This window comes from Sphingobacterium sp. UBA3549 (genome assembly GCF_002376635.1).
Taxonomy (GTDB): Bacteria; Bacteroidota; Bacteroidia; order Sphingobacteriales; family Sphingobacteriaceae; genus Sphingobacterium.
Genome location: NZ_DFOE01000029.1, coordinates 17,418 through 39,696, shown reverse-complemented (window position 1 = coordinate 39,696; position 22,279 = coordinate 17,418). Strand labels below are relative to the sequence as shown.

Below are 22,279 nucleotides of genomic sequence, written 5' to 3'. Positions count from 1 at the left end.
TGACTTTTTCATTTATCGGCAAGTACTTCCTTTACCGATTTTTTCCAACATCAGGTGCTTCCGCGCAAGCCCTGTGGTATTTTATCGCTACAAAGAAACACCTCGACGCCAAGGGATGAAATCATCTTGCCCCAACAACACGGCCTTTGGCTGTATTCTGCCAGAAGCAACTTCAATCACATAATCCAAAATGCGGTGTGCGGCTTCCTCAATAGTTTCTGTTCCTTCGATGATCGTACCACAGTTTAGATCCAGTATATCCGGCATTTTCTCAAAAGTCTTAGTATTGGTCGAAAGCTTTACCACTGGAGCGATTGGGTTTCCTGTCGGTGTACCCAGCCCTGTTGTAAACAGGACAATATTGGCACCAGCTGCCACCTCTGCAGTGGTACTTTCTACATCGTTACCAGGAGTACATAATAGGTTTAATCCCGGGCGGTTAGCGAGTTCAGGATAATCGACCACCGCTATAACAGGCGATGTTCCTCCTTTTTTTGCAGCTCCGGCAGACTTAATGGCATCAGTTATCAAACCGTCTCGGATATTGCCTGGTGAAGGATTCATATAGAAACCTGAGCCGTCCGCTTCGGCTTTTGCATTATATGTACGCATCAACGACATAAAACGATCTGCTGTGGGCTCATCGATACAACGATCACTCAACTCTTGTTCTACACCACATAACTCTGGAAATTCCGCCAAAATCACAGAACCGCCTAAAGTCACCAAAATATCCGATACAAAACCTAGTGCTGGATTGGCAGAGATGCCTGAAAAGCCGTCTGAGCCGCCGCATTCCAAGCCGATACACAATTTGTCCAGCGGAGCTGGTCTGCGTTCATTTTGATCGGCTTGCATCATCCCTGCAAAAGTTGCTTTGATCGCCTTTTGCATAAGTTCCCTTTCGGTTCCCTCTTTCTGCTGCTCGAAAATATATAAAGGCCGATCGAAACCAGGACTTCGTTTTTCGATCTCCGCCTTCAAAATTGACGCCTGCGCATGCTGACATCCTAAACTCAACACGGTTGCCCCTGCCACATTTGGATGCGTGATATAGCCAGCCAAAAGGCCACATAGCGCATCCGAATCCATACGCGTTCCACCGCATCCCATCTCGTGATTTAAAAACTTGATTCCGTCAACATTTTTGAACAGACGGTCGTGCTCTCCCCCACTCGAATTCGCCAATAGCTCGTGGTTAAGGATGTCGTTAATATCCGCACCAGACTTATAGCGCTCAATCAAATCTTCTACCTCGGAAACATAATTATTTGCTTTTACTTTATAGCCGAGTTTCTCCTCAAAAGCAGTTTTTAAAGTCATTACATTCCTGTTTTCACAGAACACTAACGGAATAACCAACCAGTAATTTGCCGTCCCCACAGTACCATTGGAACGGTGAAAACCATTAAACGTTTTATCCTTAAAGGCCGAAACATCAGGTTTTGTCCAAGAGGTCTTCCGGTTACCCATTCTAAAATCTTCCGAAGCATGACGCAAGTTTTCAGTGGTAATAAGTTCACCTGCATTTAAAGGGATATTCAATTTTCCAACTAACACTCCGTACATCAATACTTCAGCATCTTGCTCCATGGGCTGGATGGTAAATTTATGTTTGGCAGCAACAGCTTGCTTTAATGGAAATTCTTTACCATTAAAAACAATCGTTGTTCCCTCGTCCAAGTCTTGTAAAGCGACAAGGACATTATCCATTGGATGGATCTGTAAATAGCGCTGTATAGCCATCATTATACTAATTCAAAAATTTTAGTCATCATTACCCATTTCTCCCCTGGCTTTGTCCCCGGAATTGCAGCCTGATATTTCCACATCAGCTGCTCCCATTCCTGCACCTTTTCATTGGCTTCATCCATAGCTGCTTTTCGCTCAAATGAAAAGTCGTCGCCCACTTCCATATTCATAAACAATCTATTTTCAAAACGATAGATTTCCATCTGCAGAACGCCGGCATCCAGAATCGAACGTTTTATTTCTGGCCATACCTCACGGTGATAATCCTCATACTCCCGGATCAATTGCGGATCATTCACGAGATCCAATGCCATAACATATCTTTTCATTTTAACTAATTTAATGTGATTTTAGACTTTCAGTTTCCACAATACTGACCCTTCTATTTTGGAAGGCAAACAACAGAACAACAATAAAACAAACCAAAGGCACAAAATAACCATATTGGAAATTTCCTGTTTTATCAGAGATAAAACCCAAAATTGGAGGTAACAAAGCACCGCCCACAATTGACATGACGATCAGACTGGATGCCGACTTCGTATCTGCTCCGATCCCCTGTACACCAAACGCAAAAATCGTTGGGAACATAATTGACATAAAGAAAGCGATACCAATTAGCGCATATAAGGTTTGAATGCCTGATCCGAAGATGACGAATAGGGATAAAAGGATGGCGATAAAGGAATAAATAATCAGCAGTTTGGATGCGGATACAAAACGCATAAAAAATGTACCTATAAATCGTCCCAGCATAAAAGCCAGTCCGGCAAATCCGGCGTAGTCAGCCCCCTCTTTACCCGATATGCCGGCAACTTCCGTAGCAAACAATACCAGAAAACTTAAAACACAAACCTGGGCTCCGACATAAAAGAACTGAGCCACCACTGCCCATCGAACATTTGTGTGACGAAAAGCATGAAAAAAACCTGCCTTACCTTCTTCTTCCGCATCTTTGATATCAGGCAATTTTGTAAAGAAAAACAAGGCTGCGATCAATAAAATCAATATACCCAATACCACATAAGGCAATTTTACAGAAGCTGTTTCGGACTGGATATAAGCCATTTTTGCCTGTTCAGCCAATTGCGCCAGTTCCTCCTGCGATTTAGGCTCATGAGATAAAATAAATTTCCCACCAAAGATCGGAGCCACAAAGGCTGCCAGACCGTTAAAGGACTGTGCAAAATTAAGTCGCTGCGCCGATGAAGCCGGATCCCCCAATATAGCGACGTAAGGATTGGCAGCGGTTTCTAGAATCGTAAGACCACAGGCGACAACAAATAAGGCTCCTAAAAAGAAAACATAACTGATCGTGTTGGCAGCAGGTACAAAAAGAAAACAGCCAATCGCAAAAAAGATCAATCCGATCAAAATGCCAGCTTTATAGCCGTATCGTTTCATAATAATACCTGCAGGAATGGCCATCACAAAATAAGCGATGAATACGGCAGAATCGACCAATGAAGCTTGAAAGTGCGTTAAACTAAATGCATTTCTCAAATGCGGAATTAAGATTGGATCTAGGTTATGAATAAATCCCCAAAAAAAGAATAAGGATGTCACCAAAATCAAGGCAAATGTGTAACTCTTTTTATTCGTCATATCTTTCAAATGGTTATAAGTAGTTATTTATGTAAAATAAGCTTAAAAATCCTAGACAACATTCAAGTATATTATCAAATTATTAAGCTATATTACCATATCCAAACTCAAATTGGTAACTTTACAGCATATATTTCACAATTATGAAAGCACAGCTGCTTCATTTAAACAGTAACCCTGAGCATTCATTCAATGCCAGAAGAGACAATACCCCGCAATACCACAACCTTTGGCATTATCACGAAGAACTGGAGTTGATTTATTTTGCTAAAGGCTCAGGTACTCAATTTATTGGTGATAGCGTTAGGCGTTTTGAATCGGGCGACATCACACTGGTGGGTTCAAATTTACCTCATTACTGGCTGTTTGATGCCATTTATCTGCAGCAGGAAAAAGCAGAATGCGCAGATATCCGTGTAATTCATTTTAAAGAAAACTTCTGGGGAAATGATTTTATCAATTTACCTGAAAATAAAGCCATCAAAGAGCTTATTCGGGTATCCAAGAGAGGCATTTCATTAGCAGCGCATAGCCGATTAAAAACTATGCAATTAATTGATGCTATTTTGACGACAACCGGCACACCACGTATTATTCATTTACTGGAGATCTTAACGTGCATTTCGGCCGAAGAAAAACATGATTTATTGACCAGCGCCACTTTTACCATCCAACTGCAAGATCAGGATGCCAACCGTATGCAGGTTGCGATGCACTTTATAGGTGAAAATTACCGCGACCAAATACGGCTGCAGGACCTTGCTTCGCTAACGGGTATGACACCAAATTCATTCTGTCGCTTTTTCAAGTCACAGACCGGAAAAACACTCTTTCAATTTCTGATCGAAATGCGCGTGAAGACAGCCTGCAATTTATTAATAGAAAACAAACAGACGGTGAAGCAAATCTGTTTTGAATCCGGTTTTCAAAACTTCTCCAGCTTTCACAAGTACTTCAAAACCGTAACCGGCACTACTCCCCTCAACTTTCAGCGATCAAAAGCTTAAGACGATCTTACCCAATAAGCTTGAGTCTTCCATCAGCCGATGAGCCTCAGGGGCCATAGCAAAAGGAAGCACTTGGTATATAGAAGGTTTAAAATGTCCAGCACTGAGCTTGGGCCATACCTGAGACCAGATCTCGTCACGTAGTATTTGCTTAAATTCGCGGTCTCGCGAACGCAGTGTACTTCCAGTTAAAAGGATGCGTTTTTGCATCAATTGCAGCAAATTCAATTCAACTTTTGCGTTTTCCATCGCGTTAATATACACCAGTCGGCCATCGGGGTTCAAGAGACGGATATTTTTCTCAAAATATGAGCCACCAATGCTGTCTAAAATAACATCCACACCCAGCCCCTTGAGCTGCTGCTCGAAATCTTCTGTTTTATAATTTATAGTTTTGACGGCTCCCAATGATGCGCAAAAACTGGCTTTCTCGGGTGAGCTGACTGTCGTATATACTTCCGCACCAAACAAAGAAGCGAGCTGAATTGCTGTACTACCAATCCCACCAGCACCACCATGTACCAAAAAGTGCTCACCTGTCTGCAATTTCCCCCGTCGGAAAACATTGTCCCATACCGTAAAAACGGTTTCTGGAAGTGAGGCTGCCTCGGCAAAATCCAGATGATCTGGAATAGGCAAACAATGCCCTTGATAGACTTTGGCATAGGTGGCATAACCTCCGCCCGCTACGAGTGCACAGACGCGGTCGCCGATATTCCACTCGGTGACATCCTTTCCTTTCTCAACGACAATACCAGCAATCTCCAAGCCAGGTATCCGAGGATTTACTCCGGCTGGCGCAGGATAACTTCCTTTACGTTGGAACACATCAGGTCTATTGACTCCTGCCGCTTTTACTTCCACTAAAACTTCGTATTGTCCGGGCTGCGGCATTTCCTCATCGCTAACTTGCAAAACTTCCGGCCCACCGGGTGCAGTAATAATAACAGCTTTCATCATGATTTTTTAGGGTATTTTTGTAATCTTATATTAAGGGAAAGCATAAAATAACGCGCCAGTCGATTATTACGGACATCCAAAATGTCATTTCCTAAGACGACACGCGAAATCCCGGTATTCTGGTTCATTAAATCGAATCCCTGAAAACGCAGCATACCGAGGTTATTCCGTCCAAAAGTATATTCCATATACGCATTGATTATCGTCGGGCTAATATTGTTCCACGAGCTTGAATATCCTGCGTTAAACTTTTGGGAAAGCTCAAGTCCCATCGTAAAATGTGTACCCAGATATGCTTTAGATCCCAGTCCAACAATACCCGAATGCACGGTGATATTATCTTGCACAGGCCAATCAAATGTCGCCCTGTTCAAGGAATAGTTACCATTTAATTCGGCTTCGAAGATATCACTCCAGGTATAGCGAAACTGAATCGCTTGAGTAAACAAGAAGTGTCCACCAAAGCTCTTCTTATCGTTTACATAAGAGATATTGTTATAATAATCGGCATTTCCGTTCAAGCTCATCTGCAGGTTATCGGACAATAACGAGGCTGTAAACAAATAATAACTCTTAACATCATAATATCCTTCTGTGTTGCGATAGGTCGTTTTTTGTATGGTCGAATTGGGATCAATTGTACGGTTGGCAACAATCTTATCATTCACCAGATTAAGAGCAAGACTAGCTTCAAAGTACTGACCACTGCGTGTCATTGATTTCCGGTATTTTGAAACAAAACTATGTGCAAATTCCGATTTTAGATCTTTATTTCCGACCACAATATTTTGTGTGTTGGTATTGTCCACCACAGGTTGTATTTGATAGAAACTCGGTTGATTATTACGCCCATAATAATCCATCGAAAGATCCTCCTCTTTGCTGAATTTCCATTTCAGTCCGGCAGAAGGTACAAGGTTCACATTGGAATAAGAGGTTTTTATCAGCTTGTCTGTTGAACTTCCTGTAAGCTCCGAAGGCTGAACCGCAAAGCCGAAACTCACTTTCACTTTGTCACTCAGATCTTGCCGATAAACCATACCGACTTTATTGCTTGCAAAAGCATAGTCGTACTTCAAACTCAGCGAATCCACCAAGAGAGGTCCATTGTCAAAGTTGTTGTCAAAAGTGGAACGTCTAGCATCAATCTTGGTATAGTCAAAATCGTAATTGATTTCTAAAGTCCCTCCTAAATCAACGGGTTCGACCAGGGACAGGCGACTTTGGATATTTTTATTTTCACTGCTGGAACGGACGCCTTGATTGAGATACGTCTCCGTTATTCTGGGCACATTTGAGCTACTATCGATTGCTTTATTAAAGTCGCGGACTTCCTCGTCTTTATCCAACGAATTAAAGTCAGTATGCAACGTATAAAGCACTTTCCGCCCCGGTTTGGTAAAACTTCTGACATAAAAAAGATCTAAAGCTGCCGCCGGACTTTCCGTGCTACTGCCCGCATCATAGTTACCCGTACTACTCAACAAATTATTTTGTATCCTCCTATCTTTCAACGTATTGCTTGTAGCATTGGTATAAGATAATTTGGGCGATATTTTAAGCTGATCTTTGGGAGACAGCTTGATATCAAAGTCCCAGTCCATTTTGTGTGTACGATCAATCGATTTTATGCTGTAGTTTTCAGAATTGCTGATCAAATTATTCCCCCCTTTCCCATATCCGTATATGGACTGCAACAAAGAATTTCCCTGGATGTAATTATTCCGCTGCGTAAAAGAATATTTACCACTGGCGGTCACATTTTTAGAAAGCGGACTGGAAAAACTGCCTCCTACGGATCCGATTTTATTCAGTCCATCTGTAGGGTCTGCAAAGTCGGCAAGTTCGCCCATTTCCCGCTCCCGCTCTCCACCATTGGGGGAACCAAAAGAAAAGAGGTTTGTGTTGGTATTGTTTACTGATGTGATAATAGAATATTCTCTTCCATCATTAAAGCGGTTCAGCCCAGCACTACCCAGATAACGATCGGCCGAACCACCGCCCAATGTGGCCTGTCCAAAAGTAATTTTCTTCTTATCATCTTTGAGGACGATATTGAGGATCTTTTCCGATTCAGCACTTTTAATTCCTTTTGCTGTAGCCTCGTCTCCATAAAAATCGATCACCTGAACACTTTTTACAAAATCTGCGGGTAGATTGCGTGTTGCTGTGAGCACATCGCCGCCAAAGAATTTTTTTCCATCGACCTTAACGGAGGATATAGGTTTGCCAAAGGCATAGACAGAACCATCCCTTGAAACCTGAACATTTGGCAACGCTTTGAGAGCCTCCTCCAACAGCGCGCGGTGATCGAATTGGAAGGCATCCAGATTAAATTGAACGGTATCCTGCTTATAGACGATAGGTTTATATTTCAGTACAACAACCTCTTTCAGCAGGGATACATGGGGGAACATCGTTAATTTTCCGACATCCAATGTCGCTGTTGTACTATTGTACAAGGGATAGCTACGTTCCAATATACTTAGGCCCAGCTGACTACAACTGATACGAATATCATTACCTTGCACACGGCTGAAATGAAAATAACCTGTATTGGACGTTGATGAGAACAAGGTATCGCGAGAGCTTGTCAGATGGACACTCACACCGTTTAACGGTTTTCCTGCTGTATCTACAACAATACCATACACCTCTTTTTTTGACACCTGCCCTAAGGCGCTTTTAGGTAAAAAAAACAAGTTCGTTATAGCTAAAAAAAGTACTAACCGGATAATATTCCCGTCCCTTAGTTCCATCAAACAGACTTTGCGATAATACAATTCAATATAAGAATTCTTAAGCTATTAACGTAAAAAGTTGTGATTTTGTATATAAAAAAACGAGCTGTCGGATAAACAGCTCGCTTTTTTATACCTATTTTTAAAAATTACTATTCACCTGGAAAACTAACTTTAAGAAGGTGTTTGTCAATTTCCCAACGGCCAGTACCTTCTTCACCGATTACATCGAATAATTCAAGAATGCGTCTTGCTACATACTCTTCTTCCACCTGCTCTGCCAAGAACCATTGAACAAAATTAAAAGTAACATAATCTTTTTCTTTCGCACATCTATCAGCGATGTTATTGAATTGTTCAGTAACAAACATTTCCTGCTCCAGTGTTTGTTCAAACACGCCACGGAACGACTCAAAATCTTGAGGAATACCGATCACCTCCGGAGAAATTGCACGTCCACCGCGATTGTTGATATAATTGAAAAGCTTCAACATGTGTTCACGCTCTTCGTTGGATTGCTTTGCAAAAAATTCTGAAGCGTTTTCCAAACCTTGATCATCACACCAAGATGACATAGCCAAATATAATGCAGAAGAGTGAGCTTCAACTTTAATTTGCGCATTCAATATATTTTCGATCTCTTCTTTCAAAGAAGATTTTAATTTCAATAAATCTTTCATATTTACCTTAAGTTTAAATTCTAAAACATGCACAGGTGAAACACATCCTCACCTGATTGTATCACAAAGATACAGCAGAACTTTAAAATTTGTATCAAGAATATGTAATACGAATTCAGTCTAAATTAGGCCAAGCGGGCACAACTTGTTTAGAATCAATACAATTACAAATACAGCTCATCAATACTTTCGATAAGCGATCAATTAAAACGATTGGAGACATTATTGTTGAAAATAGTGTATGGCAACAAAAGAGAAAGGACAGCAGTATGAACTGCTTGTTTAAAATAAAAATTAGCTTAATACGATTCGTTTGATGTATTTACTACGCAAAAACTGCAAATGGCGAAACCTGAAGACACGTTCTGATTACGCTATTCAGCTCGATCATAAATTTAGCTCCGTCTAATAATTCACGTAACTGAAGCACATCTTCTACCGCTAAGATGAAACATCTTTCCGTACGGAAGGGCATGATGATTTCGAAATCCGACGAACGGGTAGTGTCATGAAGCATATGTTCGACATCAATGGCATCTATACGTTTTTTGAACATTAAAAAATCAGATACCGAGAAAGAAGTAGTCTCCTTATTATATTCCAACCAGAAACAATTTTTGCGGCTACATTGATAGACTTTACCTGTTGTAGTTGAAAAAACTTCCTCCACCTGTGCTAACGGACAAACCAATTCTGACATTTTTATTTCGCTTATCATTTAAATCGATCAAAAATAAATATTATTTATAATCAATCCAACTAAAACTGTAGATTATTTTGATTTAATATAAATAAGCCTTTTAATTCTTCACTATCCATAAAAAAAGAGGCCAGTTGATACTGACCTCTTACATGAATAACTTTATTTCAATCGTTTTTAATCGTATTCTTCTTCCTCTTCTTCCTCTACTACAAGAACGTCATTACGACTATTAATCACGGTATTTTTAGTTTTTGTTTTATGCTTATTTATCTGTCTACGAAGAGATTCCACGGCAATATCTGTTGCCTCTTCAAAACTTTTTGCCTGCCCCTTTGCAAAAAGCTGACTTCCTGGGATATTCAATTTAATTTCCGAAATTTTGTTTGCCTCATCATCGACATTTTCCAATCGCAGATAGCATTCGCCACCAATAATGGAATCCAAAAACTGCTCCAATTTTCCTGTTTTCTTTTTAATAAAATCGATTAGCTTTTGATCAGCAGTAAATCGAATAGATTGCACAGTAATGTTCATTTTTCCTCCTTTTTTTAAGCTTTTGGATGAGCTTGTTTATAAATTGACTTCAATCGTTCTGCTGAGTTATGCGTGTATACTTGTGTTGCCGCAAGTCCTGCATGCCCCAGCAGCTCTTTAATTGCATTTAAATCTGCCCCATTATCCAATAGGGCCGTTGCGAACGTATGCCTCAAAATATGAGGACTTCGCTTACCTTGTGTGGAAATAAGTGTCAACTGCCGATGTACGATATCGTAGATCAGCTTGGCGTATGCCGGCTTCCCCTCTTTAGTAACGATCAGTAAGCTATTATTAGTATCAACAAATTGTGTCGCTTTTTGTTGTAAATAGTTTTTCAATTCTTTCAATAAAAGATTATTGATCGGAACGAGGCGTTCTTTGTTCCTTTTACCTAATATAAGAATGTTTTTATTAAAAAAATCAATATCCTGTTCTTTAATTTTCAACAATTCCGCTAATCGGATGCCTGTACCAAACAATAATTCCATCACCATATAATCACGGCAGGATTCAAATCCATCCTGCTCCTGCTCCATCTGATCCAATAAGCGCACCAATTTTTCCTTTTCGACAACTACCGGTAATTTTTTAGGAGTTTTTAACGCTTTGATAAGTGTCATGGGATTTTTGGCAATACATTCCTCACGTTGCAAAAATTTAAAATATGTTCGCAATGCAGACATGCTTCGGTTTACGGAGCTGGCATTCTTTCCAGATTCCACCATTTGCGCAAAATAATGCCGCAAATCACGGTACACGATATCCTGCACCATCAGTCCTTCCCGACCCAAAAAATAATGAAACAGATCCAGCTCATGCTTATAAGCGACAACTGTGTGTTCTGAATATCTTTTTTCAATTTGCAAAAACCGAATAAACTCCTTTTCCAACATTTTTCCCTTGCTATATGGCTTAAATTACAAACTTAAAAGCACAAAAAAAAGGGAAAAGCATTGCTTTTCCCTTTATATTTTGAAATTATCAACGAATCAACTAGTTAGCTAGATCTTGATTCAAAGATTGTTTGTAAATCGCTTTTTTCACTTGAATGCGACGAGTTACAGATCTCTTTTCGTAAGCTTGACGTGAACGCAACTCTCTTAAAACTCCAGTTTTTTCGAATTTCTTTTTGAAACGTTTCAATGCTCTATCTAAAGATTCTCCTTCTTTTACATTTACGATAATCATGCGTTATATATACCTCCTTTCGCCGCTTTTAAATTTAAAGTGGGACAAAGGTAAGCTATTATTTTTAAAAAGGGAAACAAAATTATTTTTTTATATCAATTTGAATTCTTCCAGTAAAATTTGCAGGGGTTTCTCTTTGGTACACAATGCCGTATGCCATCCCAACTGATTAGCTGTTGCCAAGTGCTGCGGACTATCATCGATGAACAAAGTTTCTGCAGGGTCCAATTGTTGTTCTGTCATAACCAACTCAAAAATCTCCGCATCAGGTTTACGCATTCCCACCAAATGAGAGTAATAGGTCTTTTCAAAAAAAACTTCATTGTCTGCAACGCCATATTTCTGCTGGATATCATTCATACAATAGGCATAGTGAATAGCATTGTTATTGCTTAATAAGAAGGTCCGATATCGATCTTTCAACTGAAGTAAAATTTCATGATTACCTTGTGGCACACCAATCAGCAGGCTATTCCAGGCAGCGTCTATCTCGTCGTCCGCCAATGCCGAATTTTGGGTCAATTCTCTTATTCCATCCCGAAATTGAGCCGAATCAATTTTTCCTTTATCAAAATTATCAAAAAGTGCACTTTGACCATGATGTCCAAATACAGCATCTACATTCCCTATACCTAACTGAGTAAAAGCATCTTTCAATTTCACAAAGTCGATCATAAAGATCACATTCCCATAATCAAGAACAATATTTTTAATTTTTTCCATCGAATTATTTTGAAATATCGATACAAATATCGATAATTGCATCGTCAAAAGTGCACAACAGCTGTTTAAATTGACAAAATTACAGACCTGCTCCTATAGCTCAGTCGGTTAGAGTAGAAGACTCATAATCTTTTGGTCCCTGGTTCGAGCCCAGGTGGGAGCACAAAGCAAAAAAGCGGATTTTCTAGCTAGAAAATCCGCTTTTTTGCTTTATCACACCGACCGCCTTTTTGGTGCAACAGCTACGGCGTGATCATCTTTTTAACGTTCCAATCGCCCAGTACACGATCCAGCTTATATATATCCCGTTTTTTTTCCGGAAGCTGATGTGACCATTCCACACGCTTGGAAAGATTCAATGCCCCGGCTCCTTTCGATCCCAATTCGGCGTAAAACACGGTTTTATGCTTATCTGGAAACAAGCTATCACCCTTCCATTCATTCCACCCTTCAGGAACAATATGAGCTCCCAAAGTACAATCTACCAACACCGTATTGGCGTAGGGACGCCATGGTCTGCCGAGAAATACTTTATCGACAGCTGCATCTGCAGCGACAAAATCACACTGCTCAAAGACATAACCGTACTTTTGCCCCTGAGGTGTAGCAGCAGCTGTGACATACGAATTTCGCAGGGATAGAATCCGGCATTGCTGAAAAAATGCAATGCCCGGCCCGAAAATAAAATCTGTTGTTCCGCTGATACTGCAATCGAAAAAATAGCTCCTTGCGCCGCTTTTACCCAGATATAAAGTATCCTGAAAACCCAAAAGACGGCAGTTGACCAATGCTATCTGGTCACCTTCCAGATGAAGTGCCACCGCCTGCCCCACTGGACCAGCTGCATTTTCGATCGTTAAATCCTTGATGAGCACCCTACTTCCACGAACCAATAAGGTATAACTACTGAATGTCCCAAGCGTAAGATCCCCTCGCTCATCTGGACAGTCAACCTGCTTACCCGCATAATCATTAAAAACAATCTTGGTATGGATAGCATCCTCACCTATAAGCTCAATATTTTCGATATACGTTGGGATCACTATTTTTTCATGATAAATCCCTTTCCTGATCCAAATCCGAACGGCCTGTTCACCGCGAAAAGCACGAACTGAATTTACTGCAGCTTGTATACTTGTAAAATCACCCTTTCCCTGTTGGTCTACTGTAATCAATTCGGGAGGAGCAGCCCGCCCACATAGCGCGGTGAACAGTATACCCAACAGTAGGCCGACAGGCAGCATCTTAAATACATTTATTTTTCTCTTCATGAGTGTGTTTTTAGCATAAACCCTATTGCTGAGCTTATTATATTATCATACAATTTTAACTACCCTAAACGGTCAATAAGACTAAAGTAGGATAGCAGCATCCTTATTTTTCTATTCTAAACCAGTCTACTTCAGCATAACCACTATCATTGCTGTGCTTTTCTCTACTTGCATAGAGGCCTAATGCTGCACCAACCCACTTCCCTGGCTTAGCCTCAAATTGACCTCCAACGGGTATATAACTTTTGCCATCCAAACTATATGACCATTGACAGGAATTTCCATCTTTGACTACTACACGGATATACACAAAGTCATCCGGCAAAGAAGAAACGGACTGCACATTTTCCGCATGACCAGCATAGGCCCCTGAACAACGACCAGAGTAAAGTTGAAATTGACCTTTATCTTTACGTATAAAAAGCTGGGAATAATCTTCACCGACCACCACCAGTCCTGCTTTTTCACCAAGTTCCTTCTCATTGGGACGCAGTCGTATTTTTGCTGTCGCACTGAAATTTTCTGCAGGAAACTTTTGCGTCATAATATAAGGCGCCGACATTAGGTTTTTACTTCCTTGAGGCTCTTGTTGGCTATAGAGCCGGAGCTTACCCTCATGTGATGGCATAAGCCAAGTGCCATCCGGATTAGCCTGCCATTGCCACTGCAATCCTAAATGAGGAGACTCAAACTCGTCAGATTCCCGAGGATTGACCGAAGCAGAGACCTGCTTTCCGACGTTAGGTTTTCTATAGGTCGTCACGGGGGTACCTATGCCATTTCCATCGCTATCCTCGCCGATGATGGGCCAATTCTCTTTCCAGACCATCGGCTGAAGATGCACCACACGTCCTAGGGCTTCTTTATCCTGAAAGTGGAAAAACCAGTCCTCCCCAGAAGGAGTATCTACCCAAGCACCCTGATGCGGACCATTAACTGCCGAATTGTTCTGCGCCATAACCACCTTACGCTCATAGGGCCCATAAATATTTTTCGAACGCAAAACCAATTGCCAGCCCGTGGAAACCCCACCCGCTGGTGCAAACAAAAAATAGTATCCATTCCTCTTATATACTTTGGGTCCCTCAATTGTAGGGTCCAATTCATGCCCATCATAAACAATTATACCGCGATCCAATACACGAGTTCCGTCAGCGCTCATCGTTGCTATTGCCAGAACACTTTTCAAGCCTGCACGGCTCCCCGCATAGGCATAAGCTAAATAAGCACGACCATCTTCATCCCAAAACGGGCAGGGATCGATCAATCCCTTTCCTGGGAAAACCAACGTTGGTGCTGACCATGTCCCCCGGATATCCTTTGTTTTTATTTGATAGATTCCAAAATCCGGATCGGGATAATAGATATAAAACTCGCCATTGTGGTATCGAATTGAAGGTGCCCATACTCCTCCGCCATGTTGCACGCTACGGAATACTGCTTCGGGCACTTGCCGCTGCAGCGCATGACCTACAATCGTCCAGTTGATCATATCTCTGGAATGTAGAATGGGAAGGCCTGGACTGTGATGAAAACTGGAGGAAACCATATAATAATCTTTCCCTACACGGATCGCGTCCGGATCGGAATAATCGGCATGGATAATAGGATTTTTAAATTTTCCATTTCCAAGATCCGGACGCCACACCTCAGAAGTGTAATTCTGTCCGAATGCTAATAAACAGCTAGTCAAGGTCATATAAGCGATCAGGCAACTCGTTCCAATCGTTTTATTTTCAATTCTTATCATAAAATTCGAGCATAAAATATTCATTTAAATTCTTAAGCTCATTTCTATAACCAGCATGCTATGAAATGACACCTTAGGTTTATCTGCTACTTTTTAAAAATTGGTTACCAGTTAAAAATAGCTTTTTACGAATGTATTCTACTATTTTTTCTACGCAAACGATCTCAAAAGAACCATCGAAACCGACCATTCAATCTGCTTAACTAGCAATCGTCTTTGAACGCACCAACCGCCAATCATACGCTATTGACCTTTAAGGCTTTTGCTGCAACTTTTTAACAATAGTCAAAATTTAATCGACGGGAAGAATGAGAAATACGTTTGATCTAAGCCACGTGATATCAACAGCAAGAAGCGAATAGATCCATTCAAGCGCGATCCAAACAGCAATCTTATTTGTAATTATTCTAAATAAAAATGTAGATTTGCGCCATTCACACCATGAGACAACATTGGATAGCTACATTGAAAGGGTCGAGTGAGGCCTTTGAATCCTTATATGACTTAGTATACAGAGAGCTTTTTGCCTATGGCATGATGCTAGGATATTCGCGTGAAGCCGTAAAAGATGGTATACAACATCTATTTTTAGAATTATGGGAAAAACGTGACCGCCTGCCTCCTGTCGATAATATCAAATCATATTTGATGACATGGTTGCGCCGTATTCTGAATGACCGTCGGTTATTGGATGAAAAATTGGCGATAACAAATTATCGGTCCAATGACAATGCTCCTTCACACGAGACGGTCCTCATACAACAGGAATCCATTCGCGAAGCGAGTACCCGTTTAATTCAAGCTTTGGAATCCCTCACCCCGAAACAAAGACAGGTGATTGATCTCAGGTTTTTTCAAAACAAGTCTTATGAACAAATTGCATCTGAAACTGGAAATAGTCAACGAACAATCTATAACCTTGTTTATGAAGCCATTAAGGTTTTAAAGAAAAAAAATGAAAAATAATCCGGTAAAAATCTGGATTTCTCTCCTCTACACTCATATATACATGAAAAAAATTTACAACGACAGCGTTGATTTAGTAACCGATGAGAGTTTTGTGTCTTATCACAATGGAAACGCAAAACGAGCGGAAATTCATTTTTGGACGACATGGATTGCAGAAAATCCAGATAAATTACATCTTGTTACTGAAGCAAGGACCATGTTGGATGCCCTAAACGTGCATATCAGCGAAGGGGAATTGCAAGTTGAAAAAGATAAACTATTTGCAAAGCTGGAAAGCAAAGCAACTGCAAAAACACATCAGCTAGGAGGAAAATGGCGATGGATTGCTGCAGCTTCTATCCTACTCATCGGTGCATTTTCATTCCATCAGATTTTTCTTAAAGGCACGACTCAACCTACGCTCGCCTTACATCCTACCTCTACTGAAGAATGGCTTCATGTCGCTACCAAAAATGGCAGAATGATCAAGGTTAACCTCAGTGATGGAAGCCAGATTACGTTGATGGGTGGAAGTACACTACATTATCCAAAACATTTCAGTAAGGATACCATGTGTGTTCTGCTGAACGGTGATGCACACTTTAATATTTCAAAAAACGCAGGCCGCACATTTGCAGTAAAAACAGATAATGCCTTAGTGACGGTATTGGGGACACAATTTTTGGTGGAGCAAGTTGATTCAAAAAACACCCGTGTAAGTTTGTTTTCCGGAAAGATTAAACTGACCAACCGCAACAATAAAAAACAAATTCTGCTCAATCCTGGGCAACAGGGGTATGTCACCACTACGAATATCCATCTCGATAAATTTGCGCCCACACAGATCAATAATTTTCCGGAAGGTATTTTACATTTTCAAAATGCTCCTTTCGCTGAAGTCGCCCGGAAAATGACGCAATATTATGGCATCCACCTCTCCCTCCGCAAACCCGATGCGCGATGGAGATATACCGGGCATTTTGAGAAGCTGCCTGTTGAGGCTGCACTCGCCGCGATTTGTTTTTCAAAAGAATTGTCATCAAAAAAAATAGCAAAAGATACGTATGTGCTTTATTAAAGAAACAGTAAGACGAACCTTCTTATTGAACACCATTTTCCTACTATCCGCTGGGGCCGTTTCCGCACAAAGCACGCCCGGGCAAGGAACCTTGGAAACTGCTTTTAAATTATTGACCCAGCAGCACGCCGTACATTTTTCCTACGACGCTTCCATCGGACTGCAGCGCCGTGTTCCTCTTCCCACGGCCAAAGAGAACATAGACACGTATTTGTCTAGGCTAGCATCGACACATCAGCTGCGCTTTCAGCGAATCAAACGCTCTAACGTTATTGCCGTCAGCAAGGCAGCTAAGCCCATATTGCTCAACGGTGTAGTGACAGATGCAAAAAAAGGCTTGCCATTGGCCGGAGCGACGCTAATACTTAGGAAAGAAAACAAAACCTATCGCACTGATAGTTTAGGACGATATCGCATACTGACCGCAGCTGAAAATCGCGGCCAGGAAATTGGAATACGTTACTTGGGCTATCAAAATTACGACATTAAGGTGGATACCGCATTTCAGCGGATCAAACTGGTTCCATTAGATCAACAACTTGAGGAAGTATTTGTCAGCAGCACCTACGAAGCACCGAAACTACGCGAAGAGATGATTGGGAGTGTGTATACGATCAGCGCCAAGGATTTGCAAGCCGACCGGCCAATAGAAAGCGTAGATAAAATGCTGGAAGGACTAGTGCCGGGATTATATGTCGAACCCAGCACTTCCCTAGGCACCCCTGTTAAGCTTCATATTCGCGGCCAGGGAACACTGACAAACCTAACAAGCAATACCGGACGATCGACCTCTTCGCAGCCGCTGTACGTTGTTGATGGTGTTGTTGTACAAGAACAGGAAATAGGCGATGCCAATTCACTATTCACGGGGGAGACCTTGCTGAATCCGATCGCAGGAATCAACCCATTGGATATTGAATCCATTTCAGTACTTAAGGATGCTGCCGCAACAGCAATCTATGGCGCAAACGCGGCAAATGGTGTTATTTTGATCACGACCAAATCTGGTCGCAGTGGCAAGGCACAGCTAACAGCCTCTTACAATACCGGGGTCTCCACGTTTATCAACCAAATGAAATTACTCTCCGGACCGCAATACTACGAATTACTGCGAGAGTTTTATATAAATACGGGCTCAACGGCAACTGATGCCTCAAAAAAGGCAGGTAGCAACACCATCGATACCGACTGGTTTGGACTGACGTCACGTAATGCACGTTATGATAATATCAATCTGTCTCTTTCGGGCGGGAAAGGTAAAGATACATATTATCTTTCCATGGGCTACCGTAATCAGCAAAACGCCAGTCCTGGAAATGGTTTGAAGCAATACACAAGCTCTATACGTTATTATAATCAGTTTAGCGACAGGCTTCAAATGACCACCACCATATCGCCGGCACTGATGCGGCGGGAAGGTCTCGACCAATTCGCCAATGCCGCTTATATGCCGCCCAATATACCCCCCTATCAGGAAGATGGAAGTTACAGCACCTTCTTAGGCCTCGTCAATCCAGTCGCAGCATTAGCCGAAAATACGGATAAAGCGTTGGCTTTTACAGGGACCGCACGGATCGAACTGCAATATGCACTTTTACCTTTTCTAAGCTTGCGCGGAGCGATAGGCGGAAATATGCTGCAGTCCAAGCAGGAAACTTTTCTTTCGGGTATCGCCGGCGCCTCCATTGCCAAAGATGGGCGTCTGCGCATCAATGACCGAACGACATACAGCTGGACTTCCATGCTACAGCTTACCTACAGTCCAAAATGGCGAAGTGGACACCGCTTTGTCGGAATTGCGGGGATGGAGCTAAAAGATCAATACAGCAATTTACTAGTTGGGCAGGGTAGCGGATTTACCTACGACCGCGTCATCGCAATCGGGCTCGCAAGCACCAAGACGTCTTCTTCGTCGAAAATCTCGGACGCGACAGTATCCAACTATGTCCAGATGAACTACGACTATGACAAGCGATTTTATGCTTCTCTCAGTGGCCGTGCAGATCAGTCGTCTATGTTTGGTGGCGACAAACAGGTGGCGCTGAATGGAGCGCTTGGATTGGGATGGAATATCAGCAATGAAAAATTTATGCAAGCCATTCAGGCAATAGACTTTTTGCGTTTACGCGGTAGCTTCGGAACGACAGGCAATTCGCGGATTGGATCCTATGCGTCGAGAGGTTTATACAAATTCAACAATGTGACCTATGGCGGACAGATAAGTGCAAGCCCATCTTCTTCTGCGGCGGAAAATCCGGACTTAGGCTGGGAAACGAATATCAAGTTTAATGTTGGCGTTGACCTGAATGCTTTCAATAGGTTACGTGTGGCACTGGATTTATACCGAAACAATATCCGCAATCTGATCGCAAATATCAGTGTGCCACTGGAAACAGGTTATGGTGGTATGCCGCTCAATTCAGGAAACATGTACAATCAAGGACTGGATTTGAGCGTTGCCTACCAATGGTTAAAACAGTCCAAGGTCACATGGAACAGTATGCTTATCGGTGGCTGGAATAAAAACAAGGTGACTTCGTTTAATAATCCATTGATTGAGCTGTATGCTGCAAACTCCTCAGATAACATAGGTGCAGGCCAGCGGGTAGGATACAGCGCTACATCATTGTGGGGGATCAGATGGGCCGGCGTAAATCCCAATACCGGGGAGGAAGGTTTCTACACCCCCAATGGTGATGTGGTCAACAGAACCGAAATACGGGCTTTGGGGCAGAGCGCCTACCAATTGCTGGGGAATGCGATGCCCGATTTTCAGGGTAGTCTTATTAACAATTTGGGATGGAAGGGATTTCAGCTTACGCTCAATTTACAATATAATCTTGGCGGCAACAAGTTTGTAGCCACAACCTATTTACGGGATGGAAATAGTCTGTCAAACTCCAATATGTCGGTCAATTTACTGGATCGATGGCAGCAGGTGGGCGATATCACGGCAATTCCAAAGCTAAACTCCAGCTCACCACTTAATAACTCTTCCCGTTATTTGTACAGCATGACCTATATCAAGCTAAGTAACGCTTCCTTAAGCTATCGTCTGGCCGATCGTTTAATGAAACGGATGGGTATAGGACAGACAGCATTGAGCTTCAATGTGACCAATGTATTCTATTGGTTCAAAGACAAAAGTCCGGCGGGCAGAAACGGCATCCGCGAATACCGATTTATCTATCCTGAGACACGTAATTTTTCGATTGGTTTACGAACCACACTTTAATCTTTCAATAATTCCAGTTATGAACATAAAGACACTAAGTGTTGCTTTCCTTTTGGCCTGGAGCACAATGAGCTGCTCAAAATTCTTAGATAAAGAACCGGAAAACGAGGTTTCGGTAGACCTTATTTTCTCCGATATGCAGGGCGCAAAATCAGCCCTTGCAGGGGTGTACAACAACCTATTTCAGTCGGACTACTACAATGGTGTACGCATGGTTTATCCCGATCTACTCGGTGGCAATTTGACATTTGCCGCAGCGGGTAGAACAACGCTGTTAGATGTCTATTCATTTGAGACTGATGCAGACAATGATTCGATGAACAAGCTATACAGCTATCAGTACACGTTGCTCAATGCCATCAATAATATCATCAAACGCGTCCCGGCAATAACCAATATCAGTACACTTGAACGCAACCATATCATGGCGCAGGCGTATGGCTTGCGGGCATTGGTTCATTTTGATCTCGTACAGTTCTATGCGCAGCCCTATCTTTATACAAAGGATGCTTCGCATATGGGTATCATACTTGCCAAAAGCACAATTCTCCCTAAAGATGCACAAATAGCACGTTCTACGGTGGCAGAAGTATACCAACATATCGAAAGTGATCTGAATCTGGCTGATTCGTTATTTGCCAATAGCAAAACCGTATTTGAGGGCAATACCAAAATATACATGAACCTACAGGCAAGTAAAGCGCTTCAGGCAAGGCTGGCCCTCAATCGCAACGATTGGCAAAAGGCTTATGCCTTCAGCGCCGAACTGCTCAAAGCAAACTATTCCCTTTATAACCATGCTGAGTACATCGACAGCTGGAAACAGGCCAATACCAAAGAATCTATTCTTGAGCTGGCCGTTCCGAGCAATTATTCCGGCAACTCAATCGGTAGTTACTATGTCAAGGAGGCCAGTAATTCCTATTATCAGTTTAGGCCAAGTCAGGATCTCCTCGGACTGTTTGGCCAAGATGATGTAAGAGCAGCCGGTGGGATATTTAAATATCCAACACTACAAACGGCAGTAACTAGTGTCAAGTTGATCCGCCTCTCGGAAATGTACTTGATTCACGCGGAGGCAGCAGCTGAACTAGGCTATACCGATGAGGCTGTTTTGAGTTTGAATGCCATCCGACTCCGCGGTAATCCGAAGCTCGGAGCTTACGTTTTCAACACAAAAGATCTGTTGATCAATGAGATCCTCGACGAACGTCGCCGTGAGCTTTGTCTTGAAGGACTTTTATACCTTGATTTGATGCGCAGGGGGCTATCTGTTAAGCGCAATGACTGTACAGGGACAAACTGTAACGTCACTTTTCCAAATGATCATATGGTATTGCCCATCCCAAAGCAGTCGGTGCTTTCCAATAAGCGCATGATACAGAATCCTGGCTATTAATATTAATCAGCAACACTAAAATACAAATTAATAAAATACGACATGAACAGTTTAAAAGCAATCCTTAAGTTATCCAAATTCGTCACTATCTGCAGTATCCTATTTTTCACCATCTCCTGTAGTAAAGATAGTAATGTGGCTCCAGAGCCCGAATATGTTCCTAAGCCGGACAACAATGCTATAGCTACCTTTACCAGTACAGATCCTTATTTTGAACTATACATCTACCGCTTTGATGACGCCACAGAAACCTGGGGAAAACGTATTCGGGCACATTATCCTACAGTGTCCACAACGGACACCACCTATATGGGATTTACGAATCCCTATGTAACAGATAGTGGCGTCAATCTTTTCCAGATGGTCACACTATATAGCGATAAGATCGGTACGACAAACATTAAAACGGCAGGTATCAATGTGGACCAGGTATTGCAATTCTTACCAGATCAGCATAACGACCAGCTCGGCAAAGTGACTGTAAAGGAGCAACAGGTAAAAATCTACAAGAAAACCGAATCTGCCACAGAACGGAAAGATATGGAATTTTTCGAAATCGGTATCAGTGGTGCGGGGACGTATGATTTAAAACAAGGCTTAATCGACCTGGAGGTGAATTTTAACGAAACAGCGATCGGTGGATCCAATAAAGTATCCCGTAAATACAAATTAAGCACCAAAGCGTTAGAATTGTAAACAACA

General features: G+C 41.9%; 19 protein-coding genes and 1 tRNA gene. 7 read left to right on the top strand and 13 right to left on the bottom strand.

Annotation, left to right across the window (positions count from 1 at the left end; genetic code table 11):
- Positions 1-87: 87 nt before the first annotated feature.
- Genes B2W36_RS15280 through fucP form a run of 3 tightly spaced genes read right to left on the bottom strand, consistent with a single transcriptional unit; the run spans position 88 to position 3,357 of the window.
- Positions 88-1,749, bottom strand: a complete 1,662-nt coding sequence (locus tag B2W36_RS15280; protein WP_293882950.1) for a UxaA family hydrolase — start codon at positions 1,747-1,749, stop codon at positions 88-90.
- Positions 1,749-2,081, bottom strand: coding sequence for an L-rhamnose mutarotase (locus tag B2W36_RS15275; RefSeq protein WP_209577856.1), 333 nt, complete (start codon positions 2,079-2,081; stop codon positions 1,749-1,751). Before B2W36_RS15275 ends, B2W36_RS15280 begins: the two co-directional genes overlap by 1 nt.
- 10 nt (positions 2,082-2,091) lie before the next feature.
- The gene (fucP, locus tag B2W36_RS15270; protein ID WP_209577855.1) at positions 2,092-3,357 is read right to left on the bottom strand and encodes an L-fucose:H+ symporter permease; all 1,266 of its coding nucleotides are present in this window, start codon (positions 3,355-3,357) and stop codon (positions 2,092-2,094) included.
- Between the two features lie 143 nt (positions 3,358-3,500).
- Between fucP and B2W36_RS15265 the strand changes: the two genes are divergently transcribed.
- Positions 3,501-4,364: an AraC family transcriptional regulator gene (locus B2W36_RS15265; RefSeq protein WP_293882953.1), complete on the top strand. Its 864-nt coding sequence runs from the start codon at positions 3,501-3,503 to the stop codon at positions 4,362-4,364.
- Here B2W36_RS15265 and B2W36_RS15260 read toward each other — a convergent pair.
- From B2W36_RS15260 to B2W36_RS15225, 8 genes are all read right to left on the bottom strand, one after another.
- The gene (locus B2W36_RS15260; protein ID WP_313448038.1) at positions 4,353-5,324 is read right to left on the bottom strand and encodes an NAD(P)H-quinone oxidoreductase; all 972 of its coding nucleotides are present in this window, start codon (positions 5,322-5,324) and stop codon (positions 4,353-4,355) included. The genes B2W36_RS15265 and B2W36_RS15260 overlap by 12 nt on opposite strands.
- Positions 5,321-7,993 carry a TonB-dependent receptor gene (locus B2W36_RS15255; protein ID WP_293882955.1) on the bottom strand — a complete coding sequence of 891 codons (2,673 nt, stop codon included), beginning with the start codon at positions 7,991-7,993 and terminating at the stop codon, positions 5,321-5,323. The genes B2W36_RS15260 and B2W36_RS15255 overlap by 4 nt, the downstream gene beginning before the upstream one ends.
- 224 nt (positions 7,994-8,217) lie before the next feature.
- Entirely contained in the window at positions 8,218-8,745 is a 528-nt protein-coding gene (locus tag B2W36_RS15250) for a ferritin (RefSeq protein WP_209577852.1), read from the bottom strand.
- A gap of 325 nt (positions 8,746-9,070) precedes the next feature.
- A complete protein-coding gene (locus tag B2W36_RS15245) occupies positions 9,071-9,445 on the bottom strand; it encodes a DUF6686 family protein (RefSeq protein WP_209577851.1) in 375 nt (124 codons plus the stop codon).
- Between the two features lie 177 nt (positions 9,446-9,622).
- Positions 9,623-9,982, bottom strand: a complete 360-nt coding sequence (gene hpf, locus B2W36_RS15240; RefSeq protein ID WP_209577850.1) for a ribosome hibernation-promoting factor, HPF/YfiA family — start codon at positions 9,980-9,982, stop codon at positions 9,623-9,625.
- 14 nt (positions 9,983-9,996) lie between these two features.
- Positions 9,997-10,878 (bottom strand): tyrosine-type recombinase/integrase, encoded by an 882-nt coding sequence (locus B2W36_RS15235; RefSeq protein ID WP_293882958.1) that lies wholly within the window; start codon positions 10,876-10,878, stop codon positions 9,997-9,999.
- Positions 10,879-10,978: 100 nt separating this feature from the next.
- Positions 10,979-11,173, bottom strand: coding sequence for a 30S ribosomal protein S21 (gene rpsU / locus B2W36_RS15230; RefSeq protein WP_209577848.1), 195 nt, complete (start codon positions 11,171-11,173; stop codon positions 10,979-10,981).
- Between the two features lie 90 nt (positions 11,174-11,263).
- Positions 11,264-11,896 (bottom strand): HAD family hydrolase, encoded by a 633-nt coding sequence (locus tag B2W36_RS15225; RefSeq protein ID WP_293882961.1) that lies wholly within the window; start codon positions 11,894-11,896, stop codon positions 11,264-11,266.
- A gap of 89 nt (positions 11,897-11,985) precedes the next feature.
- Between B2W36_RS15225 and B2W36_RS15220 the strand changes: the two genes are divergently transcribed.
- Positions 11,986-12,059, top strand: a tRNA-Ile gene (locus tag B2W36_RS15220).
- Positions 12,060-12,138: 79 nt separating this feature from the next.
- Here the strand turns inward: B2W36_RS15220 and B2W36_RS15215 are convergent.
- Together B2W36_RS15215 and B2W36_RS15210 are read right to left on the bottom strand one after the other, a co-directional pair.
- On the bottom strand, positions 12,139-13,167 hold the full coding sequence (locus B2W36_RS15215) for a pectinesterase family protein (RefSeq protein WP_293882964.1): 1,029 nt from the start codon (positions 13,165-13,167) through the stop codon (positions 12,139-12,141).
- A 103-nt stretch (positions 13,168-13,270) separates the two neighbouring features.
- On the bottom strand, positions 13,271-14,917 hold the full coding sequence (locus B2W36_RS15210) for a glycoside hydrolase 43 family protein (RefSeq protein WP_293888518.1): 1,647 nt from the start codon (positions 14,915-14,917) through the stop codon (positions 13,271-13,273).
- 441 nt (positions 14,918-15,358) lie between these two features.
- Between B2W36_RS15210 and B2W36_RS15205 the strand changes: the two genes are divergently transcribed.
- The 5 genes from B2W36_RS15205 to B2W36_RS15185 are packed head-to-tail and all read left to right on the top strand — an operon-like array spanning position 15,359 to position 22,273.
- Complete coding sequence (locus B2W36_RS15205) at positions 15,359-15,883, top strand: RNA polymerase sigma factor (protein WP_209577845.1); 525 nt, start codon at positions 15,359-15,361, stop codon at positions 15,881-15,883.
- Positions 15,884-15,926: 43 nt separating this feature from the next.
- Positions 15,927-16,943, top strand: coding sequence for a FecR family protein (locus B2W36_RS15200; RefSeq protein ID WP_293882972.1), 1,017 nt, complete (start codon positions 15,927-15,929; stop codon positions 16,941-16,943).
- Positions 16,930-20,178, top strand: a complete 3,249-nt coding sequence (locus B2W36_RS15195) for a SusC/RagA family TonB-linked outer membrane protein (protein ID WP_293888516.1) — start codon at positions 16,930-16,932, stop codon at positions 20,176-20,178. The genes B2W36_RS15200 and B2W36_RS15195 overlap by 14 nt, the downstream gene beginning before the upstream one ends.
- 19 nt (positions 20,179-20,197) lie before the next feature.
- On the top strand, positions 20,198-21,577 hold the full coding sequence (locus B2W36_RS15190) for a RagB/SusD family nutrient uptake outer membrane protein (protein WP_293888514.1): 1,380 nt from the start codon (positions 20,198-20,200) through the stop codon (positions 21,575-21,577).
- Positions 21,578-21,619: 42 nt separating this feature from the next.
- Positions 21,620-22,273, top strand: a complete 654-nt coding sequence (locus B2W36_RS15185; RefSeq protein WP_293888512.1) for a hypothetical protein — start codon at positions 21,620-21,622, stop codon at positions 22,271-22,273.
- Positions 22,274-22,279: the final 6 nt, after the last annotated feature.